Source organism: Kribbella sp. NPDC006257, assembly GCF_040613535.1.
Taxonomy (GTDB): Bacteria; Actinomycetota; Actinomycetes; order Propionibacteriales; family Kribbellaceae; genus Kribbella.
In genome coordinates this window covers 64,256-81,613 of record NZ_JBEXSJ010000018.1, presented here as the reverse complement: position 1 = coordinate 81,613, position 17,358 = coordinate 64,256, and the positions used below count along the sequence as shown (strand labels likewise).

Annotated in this window: 14 protein-coding genes and 2 riboswitches; of the genes, 10 read left to right on the top strand and 4 right to left on the bottom strand. The window is 67.0% G+C overall.

The annotated features are described in order from the left end of the window. The first annotated feature begins 15 nt into the window (after positions 1-15). The 3 genes from ABZ004_RS22385 to ABZ004_RS22375 are packed head-to-tail and all read left to right on the top strand — an operon-like array spanning position 16 to position 2,575. Positions 16-954 (top strand): cobalamin biosynthesis protein, encoded by a 939-nt coding sequence (locus tag ABZ004_RS22385; RefSeq protein ID WP_355682328.1) that lies wholly within the window; start codon positions 16-18, stop codon positions 952-954. Next, on the top strand, positions 945-1,625 hold the full coding sequence (locus tag ABZ004_RS22380; RefSeq protein WP_355682326.1) for a histidine phosphatase family protein: 681 nt from the start codon (positions 945-947) through the stop codon (positions 1,623-1,625). Before ABZ004_RS22385 ends, ABZ004_RS22380 begins: the two co-directional genes overlap by 10 nt. Then, the gene (locus tag ABZ004_RS22375) at positions 1,616-2,575 is read left to right on the top strand and encodes a DUF3500 domain-containing protein (RefSeq protein WP_355682324.1); all 960 of its coding nucleotides are present in this window, start codon (positions 1,616-1,618) and stop codon (positions 2,573-2,575) included. Before ABZ004_RS22380 ends, ABZ004_RS22375 begins: the two co-directional genes overlap by 10 nt. A gap of 12 nt (positions 2,576-2,587) precedes the next feature. On the opposite strand, the gene ABZ004_RS22370 is transcribed toward ABZ004_RS22375, so the two are convergent. Further along, complete coding sequence (locus tag ABZ004_RS22370; RefSeq protein ID WP_355682322.1) at positions 2,588-4,681, bottom strand: beta-galactosidase; 2,094 nt, start codon at positions 4,679-4,681, stop codon at positions 2,588-2,590. Between the two features lie 47 nt (positions 4,682-4,728). Next, entirely contained in the window at positions 4,729-5,772 is a 1,044-nt protein-coding gene (locus ABZ004_RS22365) for a LacI family DNA-binding transcriptional regulator (RefSeq protein ID WP_355682320.1), read from the bottom strand. Positions 5,773-5,947: 175 nt separating this feature from the next. Here ABZ004_RS22365 and ABZ004_RS22360 point away from each other — a divergent pair, with 175 nt between their 5' ends. The 4 genes from ABZ004_RS22360 to ABZ004_RS22345 are packed head-to-tail and all read left to right on the top strand — an operon-like array spanning position 5,948 to position 10,914. Further along, positions 5,948-7,318 (top strand): sugar ABC transporter substrate-binding protein, encoded by a 1,371-nt coding sequence (locus ABZ004_RS22360; RefSeq protein ID WP_355682318.1) that lies wholly within the window; start codon positions 5,948-5,950, stop codon positions 7,316-7,318. Beyond that, on the top strand, positions 7,308-8,198 hold the full coding sequence (locus ABZ004_RS22355) for a sugar ABC transporter permease (protein ID WP_355682317.1): 891 nt from the start codon (positions 7,308-7,310) through the stop codon (positions 8,196-8,198). The genes ABZ004_RS22360 and ABZ004_RS22355 overlap by 11 nt, the downstream gene beginning before the upstream one ends. Beyond that, positions 8,195-9,064, top strand: a complete 870-nt coding sequence (locus ABZ004_RS22350; RefSeq protein WP_355682315.1) for a carbohydrate ABC transporter permease — start codon at positions 8,195-8,197, stop codon at positions 9,062-9,064. Before ABZ004_RS22355 ends, ABZ004_RS22350 begins: the two co-directional genes overlap by 4 nt. Beyond that, positions 9,061-10,914 (top strand): RICIN domain-containing protein, encoded by a 1,854-nt coding sequence (locus tag ABZ004_RS22345; RefSeq protein WP_355682313.1) that lies wholly within the window; start codon positions 9,061-9,063, stop codon positions 10,912-10,914. The genes ABZ004_RS22350 and ABZ004_RS22345 overlap by 4 nt, the downstream gene beginning before the upstream one ends. 56 nt (positions 10,915-10,970) lie before the next feature. Here ABZ004_RS22345 and ABZ004_RS22340 read toward each other — a convergent pair whose 3' ends face one another. Together ABZ004_RS22340 and ABZ004_RS22335 are read right to left on the bottom strand one after the other, a co-directional pair. Next, entirely contained in the window at positions 10,971-11,237 is a 267-nt protein-coding gene (locus ABZ004_RS22340) for a hypothetical protein (protein WP_355682311.1), read from the bottom strand. Between the two features lie 11 nt (positions 11,238-11,248). Continuing rightward, entirely contained in the window at positions 11,249-11,449 is a 201-nt protein-coding gene (locus ABZ004_RS22335) for a hypothetical protein (RefSeq protein ID WP_355682309.1), read from the bottom strand. 93 nt (positions 11,450-11,542) lie between these two features. Here ABZ004_RS22335 and ABZ004_RS22330 point away from each other — a divergent pair, with 93 nt between their 5' ends. The 3 genes from ABZ004_RS22330 (at position 11,543) to surE (ending at position 17,075) form a co-directional block, all read left to right on the top strand. Then, entirely contained in the window at positions 11,543-12,373 is an 831-nt protein-coding gene (locus ABZ004_RS22330; RefSeq protein WP_355682307.1) for a GNAT family N-acetyltransferase, read from the top strand. 1 nt (position 12,374) lies between these two features. Beyond that, a riboswitch (cobalamin riboswitch) is annotated at positions 12,375-12,502 on the top strand. A 33-nt stretch (positions 12,503-12,535) separates the two neighbouring features. Then, entirely contained in the window at positions 12,536-16,255 is a 3,720-nt protein-coding gene (gene cobN / locus ABZ004_RS22325) for a cobaltochelatase subunit CobN (protein WP_355682305.1), read from the top strand. 43 nt (positions 16,256-16,298) lie between these two features. Then, positions 16,299-17,075, top strand: a complete 777-nt coding sequence (surE, locus tag ABZ004_RS22320) for a 5'/3'-nucleotidase SurE (protein WP_355682303.1) — start codon at positions 16,299-16,301, stop codon at positions 17,073-17,075. A gap of 83 nt (positions 17,076-17,158) precedes the next feature. Next, positions 17,159-17,296: riboswitch (cobalamin riboswitch) on the top strand. Positions 17,297-17,358: the final 62 nt, after the last annotated feature.

Below are 17,358 nucleotides of genomic sequence, written 5' to 3'. Positions count from 1 at the left end.
TGGCAGACTCGCCGGGTGTCCAGAACTGCCGGATTGCTGCTCGGGTTCGCCGCCGACCGCCTGCTCGGCGACCCCCGCCGGTTCCACCCGGTGGCCGGGTTCGGCCGGCTCGCGGGTCGCGCCGAAGAGAGCCTGTACGCCGACTCGCGAGCTGCCGGTACGGCGTACGCGGGGTTGCTGGTCGGTTCGGTGGCAGCCGCGGGCCTGGTCGTCGAGCGGTTGGTCCGGGACCGGCCGGTCGCTCGAACCCTGGCCACGGCCGCGGCCACCTGGGTGGTGCTCGGTGGACGCAGCCTTGAGCGGGAAGCCGACATCATGGCGTCCTATCTGCTGGCGGACGACCTCGGTGCGGCGCGGGGGAGGCTCGGGTATCTCTGCAGCCGCGACGCCACCGACCTGGAGGCGGACGAGCTCGCCCGGGCGACGGTGGAGTCGGTCGCGGAGAACACGTCCGATGCTTGTGTGGCGCCGTTGCTGTGGGGAGGCGTGCTCGGGATCCCCGGGCTGATCGGGTACCGCGCGGCGAACACGCTGGACGCGATGGTCGGCTACAAATCGGCGCGCTATCGCAACTTCGGATGGTTCGCAGCGCGGCTGGACGACGTACTGAATCTGCTGCCGGCTCGTGCTTGTGCTGTGCTCACCGGGCTCGTCGCCGGGCGGCTGGGGGAGACGTGGGTGGTGTGGCGGCGCGACGCTGCCAAGCACCCGAGTCCTAATGCGGGACCGGTCGAGGCGGCGTTCGCGGGTGCGCTCGAGTTGCGGCTGGGTGGGACAAACACCTACGGCGACGAGGTGGAGGATCGCGGGTCGCTCGGCGACGGATCACCGCCGACGGTCGCCGACATCCGGCGTACGGCGTCGTTGGCGCGGCGCGTCGGGTATGCGGCCGCTGCTTCGGCGGCAATCCTGGCGCTGCTCTCGCGAACTTCAAGGAGGCACTCGTGCATCTGAATCAGCGGCCGTTGCGGATCGCGTTGGTGCGGCACGGGGAGTCCGAGGCGAACCTGGACAAATCGATCTTCGAACGGGTTCCCGATCACGCGATCGCGCTCACCGCGCACGGCGTACAGCAATCTGCTGAGACCGGACGGCAATTGCGGGCGTTGTTCGGGAACGAACCGGTGCGGGTTTATGTTTCGCCTTATCTGCGGGCGTTGCAGACGCTCGATGCGCTTGGTCTCGATGATTTGATCGGACTCGCGCGGGAGGAACCGCGGCTGCGTGAGCAGGACTGGGCGAATTACCAGGACACGAAGGACATCGAGGAGCAGGAGAAGTTGCGCGACTCGTACGGGCATTTCTTCTACCGGTTCACGCACGGCGAATCCGGCTCGGACGTCTATGACCGGGTGTCGAGTTTTCTGGAGACGATGCACCGCGATTTCGAATCGCCGGATTCGCCGCGGAATGTCCTGCTGGTGTCGCACGGGTTGACCATGCGGCTGTTTTGTATGCGGTGGTTCCACTGGTCGGTGAAGTTCTTCGAGACGCTGCGGAACCCTGACAACGCCGAGACTCGCGTCCTGCTGCGCCAACCCGATTTCCGGTACAAGCTGGATCGGCCGTTCGAGCAGTGGACCGACTATCAACCGACGGAACGGGAGCGATCGGCATGGTTGTAGAACAGACCCGCGCGGCCGCACTGGAGTTGCTGGCCGCGCTCTCCGACGAGCAGCGCACGCGGATTCTGGCGCCTTTCGATACGCCGGATCACCAGGTGTGGACATATCTGCCGGGTGATCGGCCGGGGGTGACGCTGGGTGAGCTGGATGTTTCGCAGCGGTCGCTGGCGATGCGATTGCTGGAGCTCGGGTGCAGCGAGCGTGGTTATGCCGACGCCCGGGCGGTGTTGTTCGCCGAGGCCGTGCGGCGGGGGCTGGCGCAGACGACGCCTGGTTCCGCGGTCGATCTCGGGTCGGAGCAGCGGTACTACCTCCGCATCCTGGGCGATCCTTCGGACGACGGGCCGTGGGCGTGGCGGATCAACGGACATCACCTCGCGCTGCACGTCACGCTCGTCGACGGGGTCGTTGCGTTCACGCCGCAGTTCTTCGGCGCCGAACCGGCGAGGGTGCTGTCGGGGCCGCACGAAGGGCTTCGCGCGTTGCCGATCGAGCAGGATCTCGGCTTCAAGCTTCTCCATGCGCTGGAGCCGGCGCAGCGTTCCGTTGCTGTGGTGTCGGAGGTGGCGCCGGCCGACATCCTCACCCGCTACGACCCGGTCGCTGATCCTTCCGTACTACGGCGTGGGCTCGCGTTCGGCGACATGACCGAGACGCAGCAGGCGCTGCTCAGCAAACTGATCGGCCAGTACGTCGGGCGCGCGGCCGAGCCGATCGGTCAGCGCACCTGGAAGGAAATCACCGACAACGGCATCGAGCGCCTCACCTTCACCTGGGCCGGCGGCGCCGAACCAGGCATCGGCCACTACTACTCGATCGCCGGCCCCACCTTCCTCGCCGAATACGACAACACCCAGGACAACGCCAACCACATCCACTCGGTCTGGCGCGACCTCCACAACGACTGGGGCCAAGACCTCCTCGCCCAGCACTACGCCGCCCACAAGTAGCAGCTGCGGGAGTTATTCGGAGATCACCCTGACGTCCCAGGGCTCCAGACGGATGGGGTCGCCGAGGCCGATCGGGGTCTTCGTGAGGAGGTCGAGGAGGTCGCTCGGCGCGGTGAGCTCGCACGGTTCCCATGACCAGTTGTGGATGAAATGCAGTCGGCGTCCTGCGCGGTCGACGGCGGTACGTACAGTCACGGAGTCGGGCAGGGGACCCCAGGTGTCGGGGACCGGACTGATCAGCACGAAGAGGGCGCGGGCCAGTGCGTCGTCCGGGACAGTACCGACGTAGGTGATGCGGCCGTCACCTGCGGTGCTGGTCGTCACGGCCGGCCATTGCGCGAAGTGCGGATGCGCATAGGTAGCCAGAACCTCTGCGCCATCGACCACCAGACCGTCGATCCAGTGCGTGCCGGCTCCTTGGAGAACCTCCCCGACGACCGGGACGTCGTACTCCAGATTGCTGAACTCGTCGTACCAGACGCCTGCTCGATCGGCGAGCAACGCGGGCGCGATGTCGGTCCGGGCCCGCCCTTCGGTGTCGGCGTACGCCGTGCGAGGGCCGAGGACCAGGTGCCCACCGGCGGCGGCGTACTCGCCGAGCCAACGCAGCAGACGGTCGTCGGTCAGATAGATGCCGACGGCCACGAGTATGGGGTTCGTCCGGGCGAACTCGGCGGGGGTCTGTGGCGGTTCCAGGCCGGTGCCTTCGAGCAGTTGGGGAACGTGCACGATGCGCGCCTGCAGCCCGGCGTCGAAGGCTCCCTTGTAGAACGCGTCGAAGATCTCGTGCCAAGCGCGCTCGTGCGCCTCGCCGTCCGGCCCGGCAAGGGGCGGGTACTTCTCCATCAGCCACTTGCTCGGCGTCGAGTAGAGGAACGCGACATCCGCCTGGGGTGTCAGCCCGACAACCCGTTTGCCGGCCGCGGCGAACTCGGCGCCCAACTGCGCGATCTCGCGGTAGGTCCGCCCGGGACGTTGGTTGTGCGGAAGGACTCCGCCCCAGTAGGTCTCGGCACCGAAGTGCAACGTGTGCCAGTGCCAGTATTCGATCATCTCGGCACCGCGGGCGACGAGCGCCCAGCCGGCCTGACGCCACTGACCGTCGTACGCCGGCTTGTTGCTCCACGGGAATCCGATCGACGAGGCATTGGTCTCGGTGACCAGGAACGGCGCCTGTTTGGAGGCGTACATCCGGTCTGCCGTCAGATTGAGCGACCACACACCGCGGGTGCGCCACAGTTGCCGGGCCCGATCGCCGTCGGGGAGCAGCAACCCGTCCTGCATGTCGTAGTAGGCATTGCCGGATGTGACGTCGAGCGTCCTGGACACCTGCTCGTCGTCGATCGCGGGCCGCTCGTAGGCGATGCAGGTTGTGACGAACTGGCTCGACGACGCGTACTCACGCACGATGTCCGCCTGCCAGCCGATGAACTCGGTCGTGAGGCTGCCCTGGAATTCGCGCCAGGCGACGTCGTACTGCGGTTGGGCGTTGTTATCCGGTGTCCAGAGGTCGGACCAGTCGGACAGCCGATGCGACCAGTAGACGAGTCCCCAGGCTTCGTTGAGTGCTTCCACGGTGCCGTAGCGGTGCCGGAGGTGGTCGACGAATCGCTGGAAGACGTTGTGGTTGTGGAACAAGTGCAGTCCCGGCTCGTTGTCGACCTGGAAACCGATCACCGCGGGATGATCGGCGTACCGGCTGATGACGGCGCGGATGATCCGTTCGGCGTGGAAGCGGAAGGCGGCGTGGGTGTAGTCCACCTCCTGCCGGGCGCCCCAGCCCATCCGGTGACCGGTCCCGTCCTCGCCGGTGATCTCGGGGTAGGTGCGGGCCAGCCACGGCGGAACCGCGTACGTCGGCGTTCCCAGGACGACCGAGATCCGCCGCTCGTGGGCGCCGTCGAGAACAGGCTGGAGCCAGTCGAGTTCGAAGCGTCCGTCCTCGGGCTCCCAGGTCGACCACACGGACTCGCCCACCCGGATGACGGAGAAGCCGGCCTCGGCCATCAGGTCGAGATCCTCCTTGAGCCGGTCGTTCGGCTGGTACTCCGTGTAGTAGGCCGCTCCGAACAGGACGCGTTCAGGCGTGCGGGATCCATCACCCATGAAGGTTCTCCTCGTATCCGTAAGGGTCGACCGGCGACAGCAGGTCGTTACCGGCGCCGGCGATGTGGCCGTGCTGCGGTCGATTCGCGCACGACCAGGGGCGGGTCGACCTCGTGCAGGGTCGTCTCGGCGGAACCCGGGTCGGTGATCTCGGCGACCAGCAGGCCGATGCCTTCGGTCGCCACGACATCGAAGTCCAGGGCGACGGTGGTCAGGGCGGGACGCAGATAGCGGGCAGCGGGGACGTCGTCGGTACCGACGACGCTGACGTCGTCCGGCACCCGGACACCGAGATCGCCGAAGGCGCGCAGGACACCGATCGCCATGTCGTCGTTGGCGACGAAGACGGCCGTCATGTCCTTGTCCGCAGCGAGCCGGACCCCTGCCTGGTAGCCGCTCTCGCACGACCAGTCGCCGGCCACGGGATCGGACAGCGGGAGGCCGGCCTCGGTCAGGGCCGTTCGCCATCCTTCCGCACGGTCGCGCGATGCCCACCACTCCTCGGGGCCGGACACGTGCCGGATCTCCTGGTGACCGAGCTCGATCAGGTGCCGGGTGGCGATGTAGCCGCCTCGATCGGCCTTCTCGGCGGACCGGATCCGCCGGCCCGCGACCAGACCGGGAAAGCGGCCGATGGTCAGCACCGGTACGTCGACGCCGACCCCGATCGGGCCCTCGTCGACGGCTTCGGACAGGACGATTCCGTCGACCCCCTGCTCGATCAGGCCGTCGATCGCGTCGGCGATGCTGTGCTCGTCGTCCTCGCTCGTGTGGGCGATGCTCACGGAATAACCGAGCCGGCGAGCGGATCGCTCGATGGCGACGACCATCGTCATCGGTCCGTACAACCGGGTGCCCAGGGAGATGACTCCCAGTCTGTTGCTGCGGCCCGAAGTCAGGCTGCGCGCCGCCCCGTTGGGGCGGTACCCCAACTGGCGAGCAGCCTGGAGAACGCGCTCCCGCACCTCGTCGCGGACGTAGGGCTCGTTGTTCATCACCCGCGAGACCGTCTTCTGGGAGACCCCCGCGAGCCGGGCGACGTCGGTGCTGGCCGGCCGCACGGCAAGGTCTCGCAGCTGCTTGCTCGGCACGTGACCCGCACCGTCCTTTCGATCTGTCCCACAGGTGTGACTACGCAGTCAATCAGGACTTTGCGCAGGGCGCAAGAATACCCGTGAGCTATTGACTTTGCGGCCGACACGAGCTCAGACTCGCCGCTGACTACGCAGTCAGAAGTCAATTCGGCCTCGAAGGAGCGTGCAAGCTATGTCCATCGGTCAGGAGCGCAACCAGATCGGCATCAGCCGGCGAGGCTTCCTCGCCACGGCCGCCGTCGCCGCCGGCACGGTGCTCGCCGGCTGCTCGGGCAGCGGTGGAGGCAGTTCGCAGGCCAAGCCGGTCTCGGCCGCCGACAGAGCAGCCGCCTTGAAGAAGCCGGCCGAGATCACCTTCTGGAGCTGGGTGCCGAACATCCAGCAGCAGGTGGCGATGTTCCGGAACAAGTACCCGAACATCAAGGTCAACCTGGTCAACGCCGGGCAAGGGCTTGACGAGTACACCAAGCTGCGCACCGCACTGAAGGCCGGCAAGGGCGCGCCCGACGTGGTCCAGATCGAGTACTCGTACCTGCCGACCTTCACCATCACCGACGACCTGCTCGACCTCGGCGGGTACGGCGCGAACGACCTCAAGGGCGACTACGTCGACTGGACCTGGAAGCAGGTCTCCGTCGGTGACAAGGTCTACGCCATCCCGCAGGACACCGGCCCACTCGGCATGCTCTACCGCAAGGACGTCTTCGACAGGTACGGGCTGAGCATCCCGAAGACCTGGGAGGAGTTCGCGGCCCAGGGTCGCAAGCTGCACTCGGCCAACCCCGCGATCTCGATGACGAACTTCGCCAACAACGACGCCGGGCAGACCTTCGGCTACGCCTGGCAGGCGGGTGCGCGGCCGTTCAAGGTCGACGGCGCCAAGATCAGCATCTCGATGAACTCGCCGGAGATGAAGAAACTCGCCGGCTTCTGGTCACCGCTGGTCGCCTCCGGGGTGGTCTCCGCCGACGCCGACTTCAACAACGACTGGTACGCCGGGCTCAGCAACGGTTCCTACGCCACCTGGATCACCGCGGCCTGGGCACCGATCTTCCTCACCGGATCGGCAGCCAAGAGCGCCGGCAAGTGGCGCGTCGCCCCGATGCCGCAGTGGAGCGACGGTGCGCCGGTCTCCGGCAACTGGGGCGGCTCGACCTCAGCGGTGACCAAGCAGACGAAGTACCCCGAGGCCGCCGCGGCGTTCGCGATGTTCCTCAACCACGACCCGGAATCGTCCCTGGCGCTGGCCACCAAGCAGTCCTTGTATCCGCCACTGAAGACCACGCTGGAGAATCCGCAGTTCCGTGGGCAGGCGCTGCCGTTCTTCGGCGGGCAGAAGGTCAACGAGCTCTTTGCCGGGATCTCGGAGACCGTCGCGACCGACTTCCAGTGGAGCCCGTTCAACGACTACGTGACGTCGACGAACAACCAGATCCTCGGTGGCGCACTGACGAAGAAGACCGACCTGTCCGCGGCGTTGGACAGCTGGCAGGACAACCTCGCCGGGTACGCCAAGAAGCAGGGTTTCACCGTTGAGAGCTGAGCTGAGGTCTCGTCGTCGGCACGGCCGGTCCGGGTACCTGTTCGTCGCACCGTTCATGGTGGTGTTCGTCGCCATGTTCGTCGCGCCGCTGGCCTACGCGGCGTACCTGAGCCTGTTCCGGACCCAGCTCATCGGCGGCACAGTATTCGTTGGCCTCGGCAACTATGCCGATGCACTCAAGGACCAGCACCTGTCGGCCGGTCTGCTCCGGATCATCAAGTTCTTCTTCCTGCAGGTCCCCTTGATGATCGTGCTGGCCACTGTGTTCGCGCTGATCATCGACTCCGGCCGGGTGTGGGCCCCGAAGCTCTACCGGTTGGCGTTCTTCGTCCCGTACGCCGTACCCGCCGTTGTGGCCTCCTTGATGTGGGGCTACCTGTACGGCCCGAAGTTCGGCGCGTTGACCAATCTGGCCGCCGATGCCGGCCTGCCGAACCCGGGCTTCCTCTCGCCGGAGCACCTGCTCACGTCGATCGCGAACATCGTGACCTGGGAGTTCACCGGCTACAACATGATCATTCTGTACGCCGCCCTGCGGGCGATCCCGACCGAGCTCTACGAAGCCGCCCAGATCGACGGGGCCGGTCCGGTGCGCGTGGCGCTGACAATCAAGCTGCCCCTACTCAAACCGGCACTCGGCGTGATCGTGCTGTTCTCGATCATCGGCTCGTTCCAGCTCTTCAACGAGCCCCGCGTGCTCTCACCCACAGCAGGGGCCGCGATCACCCCCGACTGGACCCCGAATCTGTACGCCTACACGCTCGCGTTCACCGACCAGCGGATGAACTACTCCGCGGCCGTCTCGTTCCTGCTCGGCGTCGCGATCCTCGTCGCCACGTACGTCGTGTTCGGGCTCGGGCGCCTCCGGAGGAGAGTATGACGACCACCCGGTCAGCGCTGACACCGAGAAGCTCGGTGCTCGCGAACGCCTTCATGATCGCGTTCCTGATGTACTTCCTGATCCCGCTCGGCTGGCTGGTCATCTCCGCGACCAAGACCAACGGCGAGCTCTTCGGCTCGTTCGGGTTCTGGTTCTCCGGGAAGTTCAACCTCTGGGCGAACCTGCGCGGGGTCTTCACCTATTCCGACGGCGTCTTCTGGCACTGGATGGGCAACTCGGCCTGGTACTCGCTGGCCAGTGCGCTCGGCGCGGCGGTCTTCGCGACCGCGGCCGGCTACGGTTTCGCGAAGTACGACTTCGCCGGAAAGTCGGCCATGTTCGGAATCATCCTCGGCGCGATCGCCGTTCCGACCACCGCGCTGGCCATCCCGACCTATCTTCTGTTCAGCAAGATCGGTGTCGTCGACACGCCCTGGGCGGTGATCCTGCCGTCACTGGTGAATCCACTGGGCATCTATCTGATGCGCGCCTATGTCGCCGACTCGATCCCCGACACGATCGTCGAGGCCGGGCGGATGGACGGCGCGAGCGAGGTCTCGATCTTTGTCCGGCTGGCGCTGCCGATGACAGTCCCGGGATTCATCACGGTCTTCCTGTTCTCGCTGGTGTCCACCTGGAACAACTACTTCCTGCCGCTGGTGATGCTGAACAACCCGAAGCTGTACCCGGTGACCGTCGGTCTCGCGCAGGTCAACGCGACGGCGAACAACGCCGGCGGCGGTTCACAGGGTCTGTTCACCGTCGTGATCACCGGCGCGCTGGTATCGATCATCCCGCTCGTGATCGCCTTCCTGCTCCTGCAGCGGTTCTGGCAGTCGGGGCTGTCGAGCGGTGCCGTCAAATGACAGACAGGAGCGACATCATGGTGACGAAGCAGTTCAGAAGACGAGCGCCGATCGTGCTGCTCGGCGCACTCGCGATACTGGCTGCGCCGCTGGTGACGGCGGATGCCTACAGCCCGACGATGGGCACGGTCTATCAACTCCCGACCTCGCAGCCCTGCCTCAAAGGCCGCGGCAACTGCGCCATCTATCCCAAGGCCGCCCAGCTTCCCGGCGGACGTCTCGTCGCCGCGTTCGAGAAGTCCACGGTCGCACCGTCCAGCGGCGCGGCGACCGGCCAGACGCTGCCGATCTACAAGAGCGACGACAGCGGAACAACCTGGCAGCACCTCACCGACGTCCAGGCGCCGGCGTACCTGTCCAGTGGCTCTGCTGTCTCGAAGTACGTCAGCAACTGGACCAACCCCTACCTCTACACGCTTCCGCAGGCAGTCGGGAACCTGTCTGCCGGCACTCTCGTGATGGCCACCGTCGTCACGGGAGAAGACGTCTACTACACGGAGCACAAAGCCGCCGACCCGAATTGGACCCCGACCAACGACGGCGATCGCAAGGACGTTGCCCTGGCCCTGTACAAAAGTACGAACCAGGGGGCGAGCTGGAGCTTCGTCAACATCATCACGACGGGCGGGTGGCAGGGCGGGAGCGCCGGTGCGACCGGGACCAACGTCGCCGGCGCCAACACGTTCCGGCAGGTCGACCCGGTGTGGGAGCCGTACCTGATGGTCTACAACGGTCAACTCGTCGCCTACTACTCCGACGAGAACGACTACACCACCTTCAACGCCACGACCGGGGCTCTGACGCTCGATCCTGCGAACAGCACAGCCACCGACTGCCGGTGCCAGGTCATCGCGCATCGCACCTGGAACGGCGTCAGTGCCAACTGGAATTCCGCAGTCGTCGACGTCGCCGGTACGACGGTGCCGATGGGTGGCGGCAAGAACGAGCTCGGCGGCGGCCGGCCGGGGATGCCGAATGTCGTTCGGACCACGGACGGCAAGTGGATGCTCACCTACGAATACTGGGGTGGTGGCGCCAACGTCCGGTTCAAGCTCGCCTCGGATCCACTCAAGTTCTTCGCCGACGGCGACCCCGTGGGTCAGGAGATCAGCCGTGCCGACGGACAGCAGGCAGCTCTGCCGTTCGCACCAGGTTCACGCGGCCTGTCCTGGGGTGGAAGTCCCGTGCTCATCCGTACTCCGGAAGGTCGCCTGCTGTACAACGCCTCCGACAGTGGCGACGTGTGGATGAACCCCACGGGCAACAGCACCGGCGTCTGGACTCAGTACCAGACCACCATGCCCGCCGGCTACAGCCGCAACCTCACCTACGTCCAGAACACCGGACGAATTGCCATCCTCGGCAATACCGGCACCTCGAAGATCGTGTACGCCGATGTCGACTTCGGCCGTTCCAGCGGCACGTACTACAAGGTGTCCAATCGGAAGACCGGTCAGGTCATCGGGACCGGCAACCACACCAATGACGCCGACATCGGCAACGGTAACGCACCCGACGTCCGGCTCGAGACCTCCGGCGCAACGTCCAACGGCGACACGCAGTACTGGCACCTGGTCACCAAGGCCAACGGTGCCGCGACGCTCCTGAACAAGTCGGGTGGCCGGGCCGCGGCCATTTGGACAGGCAATGCAACGGTCGGTCAGGGAATCGGCCAATGGGTCGACGACACGACCGCCGGTCTTTGGAACCTGGTCCCGACGACAGGCGGCTACTACAAGTTCCAATCGACAGCCAATCCGGCCCTTTACCTCACCGGCTCCACAGCCGGAGCCGCCCTGACCCTGGAGAACGCGACGACAGACGGATCCCAGGAGTGGAAACTCCAGTAGCAAACATCGACTGCCCGCCAGCTCCCGCTCGGATACCCCTGCCCTGTGTTCGCCGGTCAGATATCGAGGGGATTGCTCGTGATGCGGGTGCCGAGGCCGGACTGGATGGCTCGGGCTGCGGAGGATGTTGGTTTGCGGCTGGCTTGGGACTTGAAGCAGGTGAGGAATTCGGTGGGGAGGTCGAGTCGGGGGTGCTGTTGGAGGACCTCAGCGCGGAAGGATGGGTTGAGGTCCTCGAGGTTCTTGCCGACGATGTCGAGGGCTGCCGCTCGGGACAGGAGGTGGCCCTCGGGGTCGGCGGAGACGTCGACATCGGGCCACATGTGGCGGACGATCACCTCGCCCAAGCGTTCGCGGCCACGAAAACCTGCTCAGCGTCGTACGGGATGCCGTACTGCGTACCGAGCGCCGCCGCCCACAGGTAGACCCGGTGCGAGTGACTCATCAGCGCGGGGGAGTGGTAAGCGGAAGCCACCTCCAGAGCCGCCGACGAGGCGGTCGTGTCAGGAACGACGAGACCGTCCAAAGTGATCATGCTTCGACGGTACGGCGCGGTGGGCGCGTTAGTTGGTCCAGTCGGTCATCACGATTGCGGGCCAATTGACCGTGAGCCCGCTACCGTCGGCAGATGGAGCTCAGGCGGTTGCAGGAAGAGGATCTGGCTGGCCTCGAACGCGTTGCCGAGCGGGTCTTTCTCGAACCAGGGCAGCCAGGACGTCCGCCGGCGATCATTGCGGCCTGGATCTCCTGGGCGAGGCATTTCCTGACGACAGATCCGGCTGGCTGCTGGGTGTCGGTCGACGAGGGGATCACCGGATTCGCCTTGTCCCAGAATCGTGGTGAGCTCTGGTATTTGGCGACGTACGGCGTACTCCCGGAAGCGCGTAGTACGGGGATCGGCCGGCGCCTGCTGGACGTAGTACTGGAACACGCCGGCGACCGACCAGGCATCTTCAACTCCACCACTCACCCAGGAGCCACTCGCCGCTACCGCTTGGCCGGGTTCGACCTGCTTCCGCAGATGCGCATGACCGGCACGGTCGACCGCTCCGCGATCCCTGCCATCCGCCAATTGGCCGAGGGGGATGAGAACGATTTCGACTGGATGGACGCCCTGGACACGAACCTGCGCGGCGCCGGCCACGGCCCGGATCACGCCTTCCTGCTGAACAGCCAACGGCTCGTCGTCTCCCGCTCACAGCGTGGCTATGTGTACGTCGACCAGCGCGCTCGCGCGACGCTTCTCGCGGCAGCCGACCCCCGTACTGCGCAGGAGTTGCTCTGGGAAGCCCTCGCGTCCTCGACCGGCGACACCGTTGTCGACTTGATCACGCCCGAGAACGCCTGGGCGATCGACGTCGGGCTGGCGGCTCGGCTCGACCTCGCGACCGAGGGGTACCTGGCCGTCCGTGGAATGGCGGCGCCGGCTCCCTATCTCCCCGGTGGGCGCTTCCTCTGAACCGAACAGCTAGAGTCTCGGTGTCATCGACGGACGTGCAGGAACCCGGTGTGAGTCCGGGGCGGTCCCGCCACTGTGACCACGTTCGCGTGGGAGTCAGGAACTGCAGCCGTCGTACCTGCCACCTGGGGCGTGGACACCCCGAGGAAGGACCGGCCGCGCGTGCCCGCGAACCTGTTGCTGCTTTCGACCGCCGATACCGATCTGCTGGCCGCATCCCAGGCCGGTGTTGGCTGGCGGGTCGCGAACCCGGCCCGGGTCGACCTCGCGGACCTGCCCGCATTGCTTGACGGCGTCGAGGTCGTAGTGGTCCGCCTGCTGGGCGGCCGCCGCGCCTGGGAGGAGGGCCTCGACGCCGTCATCTCCGCCGGACTCCCGACCGTCGTGCTCTCCGGCGAGGCCGCTCCGGACGCCGAACTGATGTCGATGTCCACGGTCCCCGCCGGTGCCGTCACCGAGGCACTCGCCTACCTGCGCGAGGGCGGTTCGAAGAACCTCGCGAACCTGGCCGGCTTCCTGCGCGACACCTTGCTCCTCACCGGCGACGAGTTCGATCCGCCGCACGCACTTGCGACGTACGGCGTCCGCGCGGGCCGCACCCTCGTCGAGGACGATCGCCCCGTCGTCGGCATCGTCTACTACCGCGCGCACGAGATCTCCGGCAACACCGCCTTCGTCGACGCGCTCGCCGACGCCATCGAGACGGCCGGCGCACAGGCTCTCCCCGTGTACTGCGGAACGCTGCGCGGCCTGGATCCTTCGAGCGCCGAGAACGCCGAGCTCTTCACCCTCCTCCGCAAGGCCGATGTCCTCGTCACCACCCTGCTCGCGGCCGGCGGGACCGTCGCCGCGAACGCCAGTGCCGGAGGCGACGACTCCTGGGATGCAGGCGCGCTCGCGTCGCTGGACATCCCCTTGATCCAAGGTCTCGCGCTGACCTCGACGCGCGAACAGTGGCTGGAGAGCGACGCCGCGATCAGCCCGCTGGACGCCGCGACCCAGGTCGCGATTCCCGAGTTCGACGGCCGGCTGATCACGATCCCGTTCTCCTTCAAGGCGTACGACGCCGAAGGGATCGCCAGCTACTCGCCGGATCTCGAACGTTGCGCCCGGCTTGCCGGAATCGCCACCGCGCAGGCGAAACTCCGGCACGTGCAGCCGAAGGACAAGAAGCTCGCGCTCGTCCTCTCGTCGTACCCGACCAAGCACGCCCGGATCGGTAACGCGGTCGGCCTCGACACCCCTGCTTCCGCGGTGGTCCTGCTCGGCCAGTTGAAGGACGCCGGCTACGACCTCGGGCCCGATCTCAACCTCGACGCCCTGCAAGGTTCCGAGGGCGCCGACGGCCTGATCCACCGGCTGATCGCGGCCGGCGGGCACGACGTCGACTGGCTCACCGACGAGCAGCTGTCGAGCGCGGTCGCGAAGATCCCGCTCTCGACCTATGCGAAGTGGTTCGGTGGCGTCCCGGAATCGTTGCGCTCGGCAATGATCGAGGTCTGGGGTGAGGCGCCGGGAAGCCTGTACGTCGACCAGTCGGGCCCGGAGCCGGCGATCGCGCTGGCTGCTCTCAGATTCGGCAACGTCGTACTGATGATCCAGCCGCCCCGCGGGTTCGGTGAGAACCCGGTCGCGATCTACCACGACCCGGACATGGCGCCGTCACATCACTACCTGGCGGCGTACCGATGGCTCGAAGCCCCGGTCGAGGAGGGTGGCTTCGGCGCCCACGCGGTCGTCCACCTCGGGAAGCACGGGACGCTGGAATGGCTTCCTGGCAAGGGGATCGGGATGGCGGCCGACTGCGCGCCGGACGCCGTCCTGGGCAACCTGCCGCTCGTCTACCCGTTCATCGTCAACGACCCCGGTGAAGGGACGCAGGCGAAGCGCCGTGGGCACGCGGTGATCGTGGATCACCTGGTGCCGCCGATGGCGCGCGCCGAGACGTACGGCGACATGGCGAAGCTGGAGTACCTGCTCGACGAATACGCGACCGTTTCCGCGCTCGACCCGGACAAGGTGCCGACGCTGCGCGCGCAGATCTGGACGTTGATCCAGGCGGCCCAGTTGCACCACGATCTGCACACGTCGGAGAAGCCGGAGGACGAGGAGTTCGACGAGTTCGTCCTGCACCTCGACGGGTACCTGTGCGAGATCAAGGACGTCCAGATCCGGGACGGGCTGCACATCCTCGGCGGTGGGCCGGTCGGTGAGGCTCGGGTGAACCTGGTTCTCGCCGTACTGCGTGCGCAGCAGATGTGGGGCGGCAAGGCAGGCGCCGTACGAGGGCTTCGTGCTGCTCTCGGCGACACGTTCGGTGTCGACGAGGCCGCGATGCTTGCCGATCCGGGGAAGGCCGTGCCGGAGTTGGCCGACCTTGCCACGCTGGCCGATCTGCCCGCCGTGAGCGGTGCCGACGGTGTCGACCTGCTGGAGTCGGTGGCCCGCAAACTCGTGCTCGGCATGGAGACACTCGGTTGGGACGGTTCCAAGGTCCCGGTCGTCGTCGAGGAGGTTCTTGGTCGGCCATCCGCTGGGGTTTCAGCTTCTTTGACTTTCGCCGCGACCGAGGTCGTGCCGCGGCTGGGGCGTACGGGCGACGAGCTGACCAACGTACTGCGGGCGCTCGCCGGCCGCTTCGTCGAGGCCGGCCCGTCCGGCTCGCCGACTCGTGGCCTGGTGAATGTGCTGCCGACGGGGCGGAACTTCTACGCCGTCGACCCGAAGGCGATCCCGAGCCGGAACGCCTGGGACGTCGGTGTCGCGCTGGCCGATTCGCTGCTGGCTCGGCACAAGGCGGAGACGGGGGAGTGGCCGCGCTCGGTTGGTCTGACCGTGTGGGGTACGTCGGCGATGCGCACGCAGGGCGACGACCTCGCCGAGGTGCTGTGGCTGCTCGGTTGCCGCCCGGTCTGGGACGAGGCGTCTCGCCGGGTGACCGGCTTCGAGGTCGTCCCGCTGGCTGAGCTCGGCCGGCCGCGGGTGGACGTGACGATCCGGATCTCCGGGTTTTTCCGGGATGCTTTCCCGCATGTGGTGTCGCTTCTCGACGAAGCAGTGCGGACCGTTGCCGCTTTGGAGGAAGATGCCGCTGACAACTACCTCCGGGCGCATGTGCAGGCTGATGTTGCCGCGGGCAATGATTTGCGGTCGTCGACGGCTCGGGTCTTCGGATCCAAGCCTGGCTCCTATGGCGCTGGTCTGCTGCCGCTGGTCGATGCGCGGAACTGGCGCACCGACGCGGAGCTCGCCGAGGTGTACGCGGTGTGGGGTGGCTATGCCTACGGCAAGGACCTCGACGGTGCGGAGGCACGGCCGTCGATGGAGCGGGCCTACGCGCGGATCCAGGTTGCGGCGAAGAACGCGGACACCCGCGAGCACGACATCATGGATTCGGACGACTACTTCCAGTACCACGGTGGGATGGTCGCGATGGTGCGGCATCTGACCGGGTCGAACCCCAAGGCGTACATCGGCGACTCCGCCGTACCGGCTCAGGTGAAGACGCGGACGCTGGAGGAGGAGACCAAGCGGGTCTTCCGGGCGCGCGTGGTGAACCCGCGGTGGATGGCGGCGATGCAGCGGCACGGGTACAAGGGTGCCTTCGAGATGGCCGCGACGGTGGACTACCTGTTCGGGTACGACGCGACCGCGGGCGTGGTGGACGACTGGATGTACGAGACGCTGACCACGGAGTACGTCGCCAACCCGGAGATCGCCGAGTTCTTCCGCAAGTCGAACCCCTGGGCCCGGCACGGGATCGCCGAGCGGTTGCTGGAAGCCGCCCAGCGCGGACTCTGGGCGGAACCGACCGACGAAGCCCTGGAGACGCTCCGGACGGCCGTCCTGGAAACAGAAGGTGACATCGAGGACCGCGGCTGAGACAGCGCTGTGCCGGCCTTCGCCGGTGTGATTGGGTGGCGGTATGGCTTCTGAGCAGCTGCGGATCCTGGTCACCAACGACGACGGCTACCAGGCCCGGGGGATCCGGGCCCTGGCCGGCGCACTGGCCGCCGCCGAGTACGACGTACTGGTGGTCGCGCCGCTGACGGACCAGAGCGGGGTCGGTACGGCGCGGGCCGGGTGGGTGAACAAGCCGATCGCGACCGCTTCGGAGGATGCTGATGGGGTCACCTACATCGGAGTGGACGGGACGCCTGCGCTCGCCGTGACGATGGCGCGGCTCGGGATCTTCGGGAAGTCGCCTGATCTGGTCGTGTCGGGGATCAACCACGGGTTCAACTTCGGGGCGATCCTGCACTCGGGGACCGTCGGTGCCGCGCTGACGGGTGCGACGCAGGGGTTGTCGGGTCTGGCTGTGAGCATCGGTTCCGAGGATCCGCAGTACCTGGATGTGGCGGCGGAGATTGCGGTCGAGTTGGTTCCTTGGCTTCGCGACCAGCCGACCGGGACCGTTCTCAACGTCAACGTGCCCGACGTCCCGAAGGCATCGCTACGGGGTGTGCGCAATGCGCGGCTCGCTCCGGTGAACCCGAGCCGCCTCAAGGCCGGCGTCGCCCCCACCGGCGAGCCGATCATGATCCTCCGCGACCCCGACCCGTCCCAGGACCCCGAATCCGACGAGGCCCTGCTCACCGAGGGCTACGTCACCCTCACCTCGATCACCGGCATCCAATCCCACCCCAACACCACCGCCACCCACCACCTGGCAGACCACCTCCCCGACCTCCCAACCACCTGAGGTCGCCGCCCAACCCGCTTCGGCGGGTTCGTCTGACGTGTCTCGGCGGGTGAGGTTGGTCTCCGGCTGAGCAGGGGGTGCGGGTGGTGTGGAATGATCGCGGGGACGTTGGAGAGGAACACCGGTGCCGGCTCTTCGGAGCTGAAGTCCGGGGCGGTCCCGCCACTGTGACCGGGTGATTTTCCGGAAGCCAGGACATCTCCGAGCGTCCGCCGGGAGCGCCTTCCGCGTTGCCGGTGTGCCAGGTGCCGAGGCGGGCGTGGACACCCGCAGGACGAAGGGA

Excerpts from the sequence above, each read along its gene's own strand:
- ABZ004_RS22360 (WP_355682318.1), top strand. The coding sequence starts at position 5,948 with ATGTCCATCGGTCAGGAGCGCAACCAGATCGGCATCAGCCGGCGAGGC.
- ABZ004_RS22340 (WP_355682311.1), bottom strand. The coding sequence starts at position 11,237 with ATGTGGCCCGATGTCGACGTCTCCGCCGACCCCGAGGGCCACCTCCTG.
- ABZ004_RS22330 (WP_355682307.1), top strand. The coding sequence starts at position 11,543 with ATGGAGCTCAGGCGGTTGCAGGAAGAGGATCTGGCTGGCCTCGAACGC.
- ABZ004_RS22335 (WP_355682309.1), bottom strand. The coding sequence starts at position 11,449 with ATGATCACTTTGGACGGTCTCGTCGTTCCTGACACGACCGCCTCGTCG.
- ABZ004_RS22350 (WP_355682315.1), top strand. The coding sequence starts at position 8,195 with ATGACGACCACCCGGTCAGCGCTGACACCGAGAAGCTCGGTGCTCGCG.
- ABZ004_RS22375 (WP_355682324.1), top strand. The coding sequence starts at position 1,616 with ATGGTTGTAGAACAGACCCGCGCGGCCGCACTGGAGTTGCTGGCCGCG.
- ABZ004_RS22345 (WP_355682313.1), top strand. The coding sequence starts at position 9,061 with ATGACAGACAGGAGCGACATCATGGTGACGAAGCAGTTCAGAAGACGA.
- ABZ004_RS22370 (WP_355682322.1), bottom strand. The coding sequence starts at position 4,681 with ATGGGTGATGGATCCCGCACGCCTGAACGCGTCCTGTTCGGAGCGGCC.
- surE (WP_355682303.1), top strand. The coding sequence starts at position 16,299 with ATGGCTTCTGAGCAGCTGCGGATCCTGGTCACCAACGACGACGGCTAC.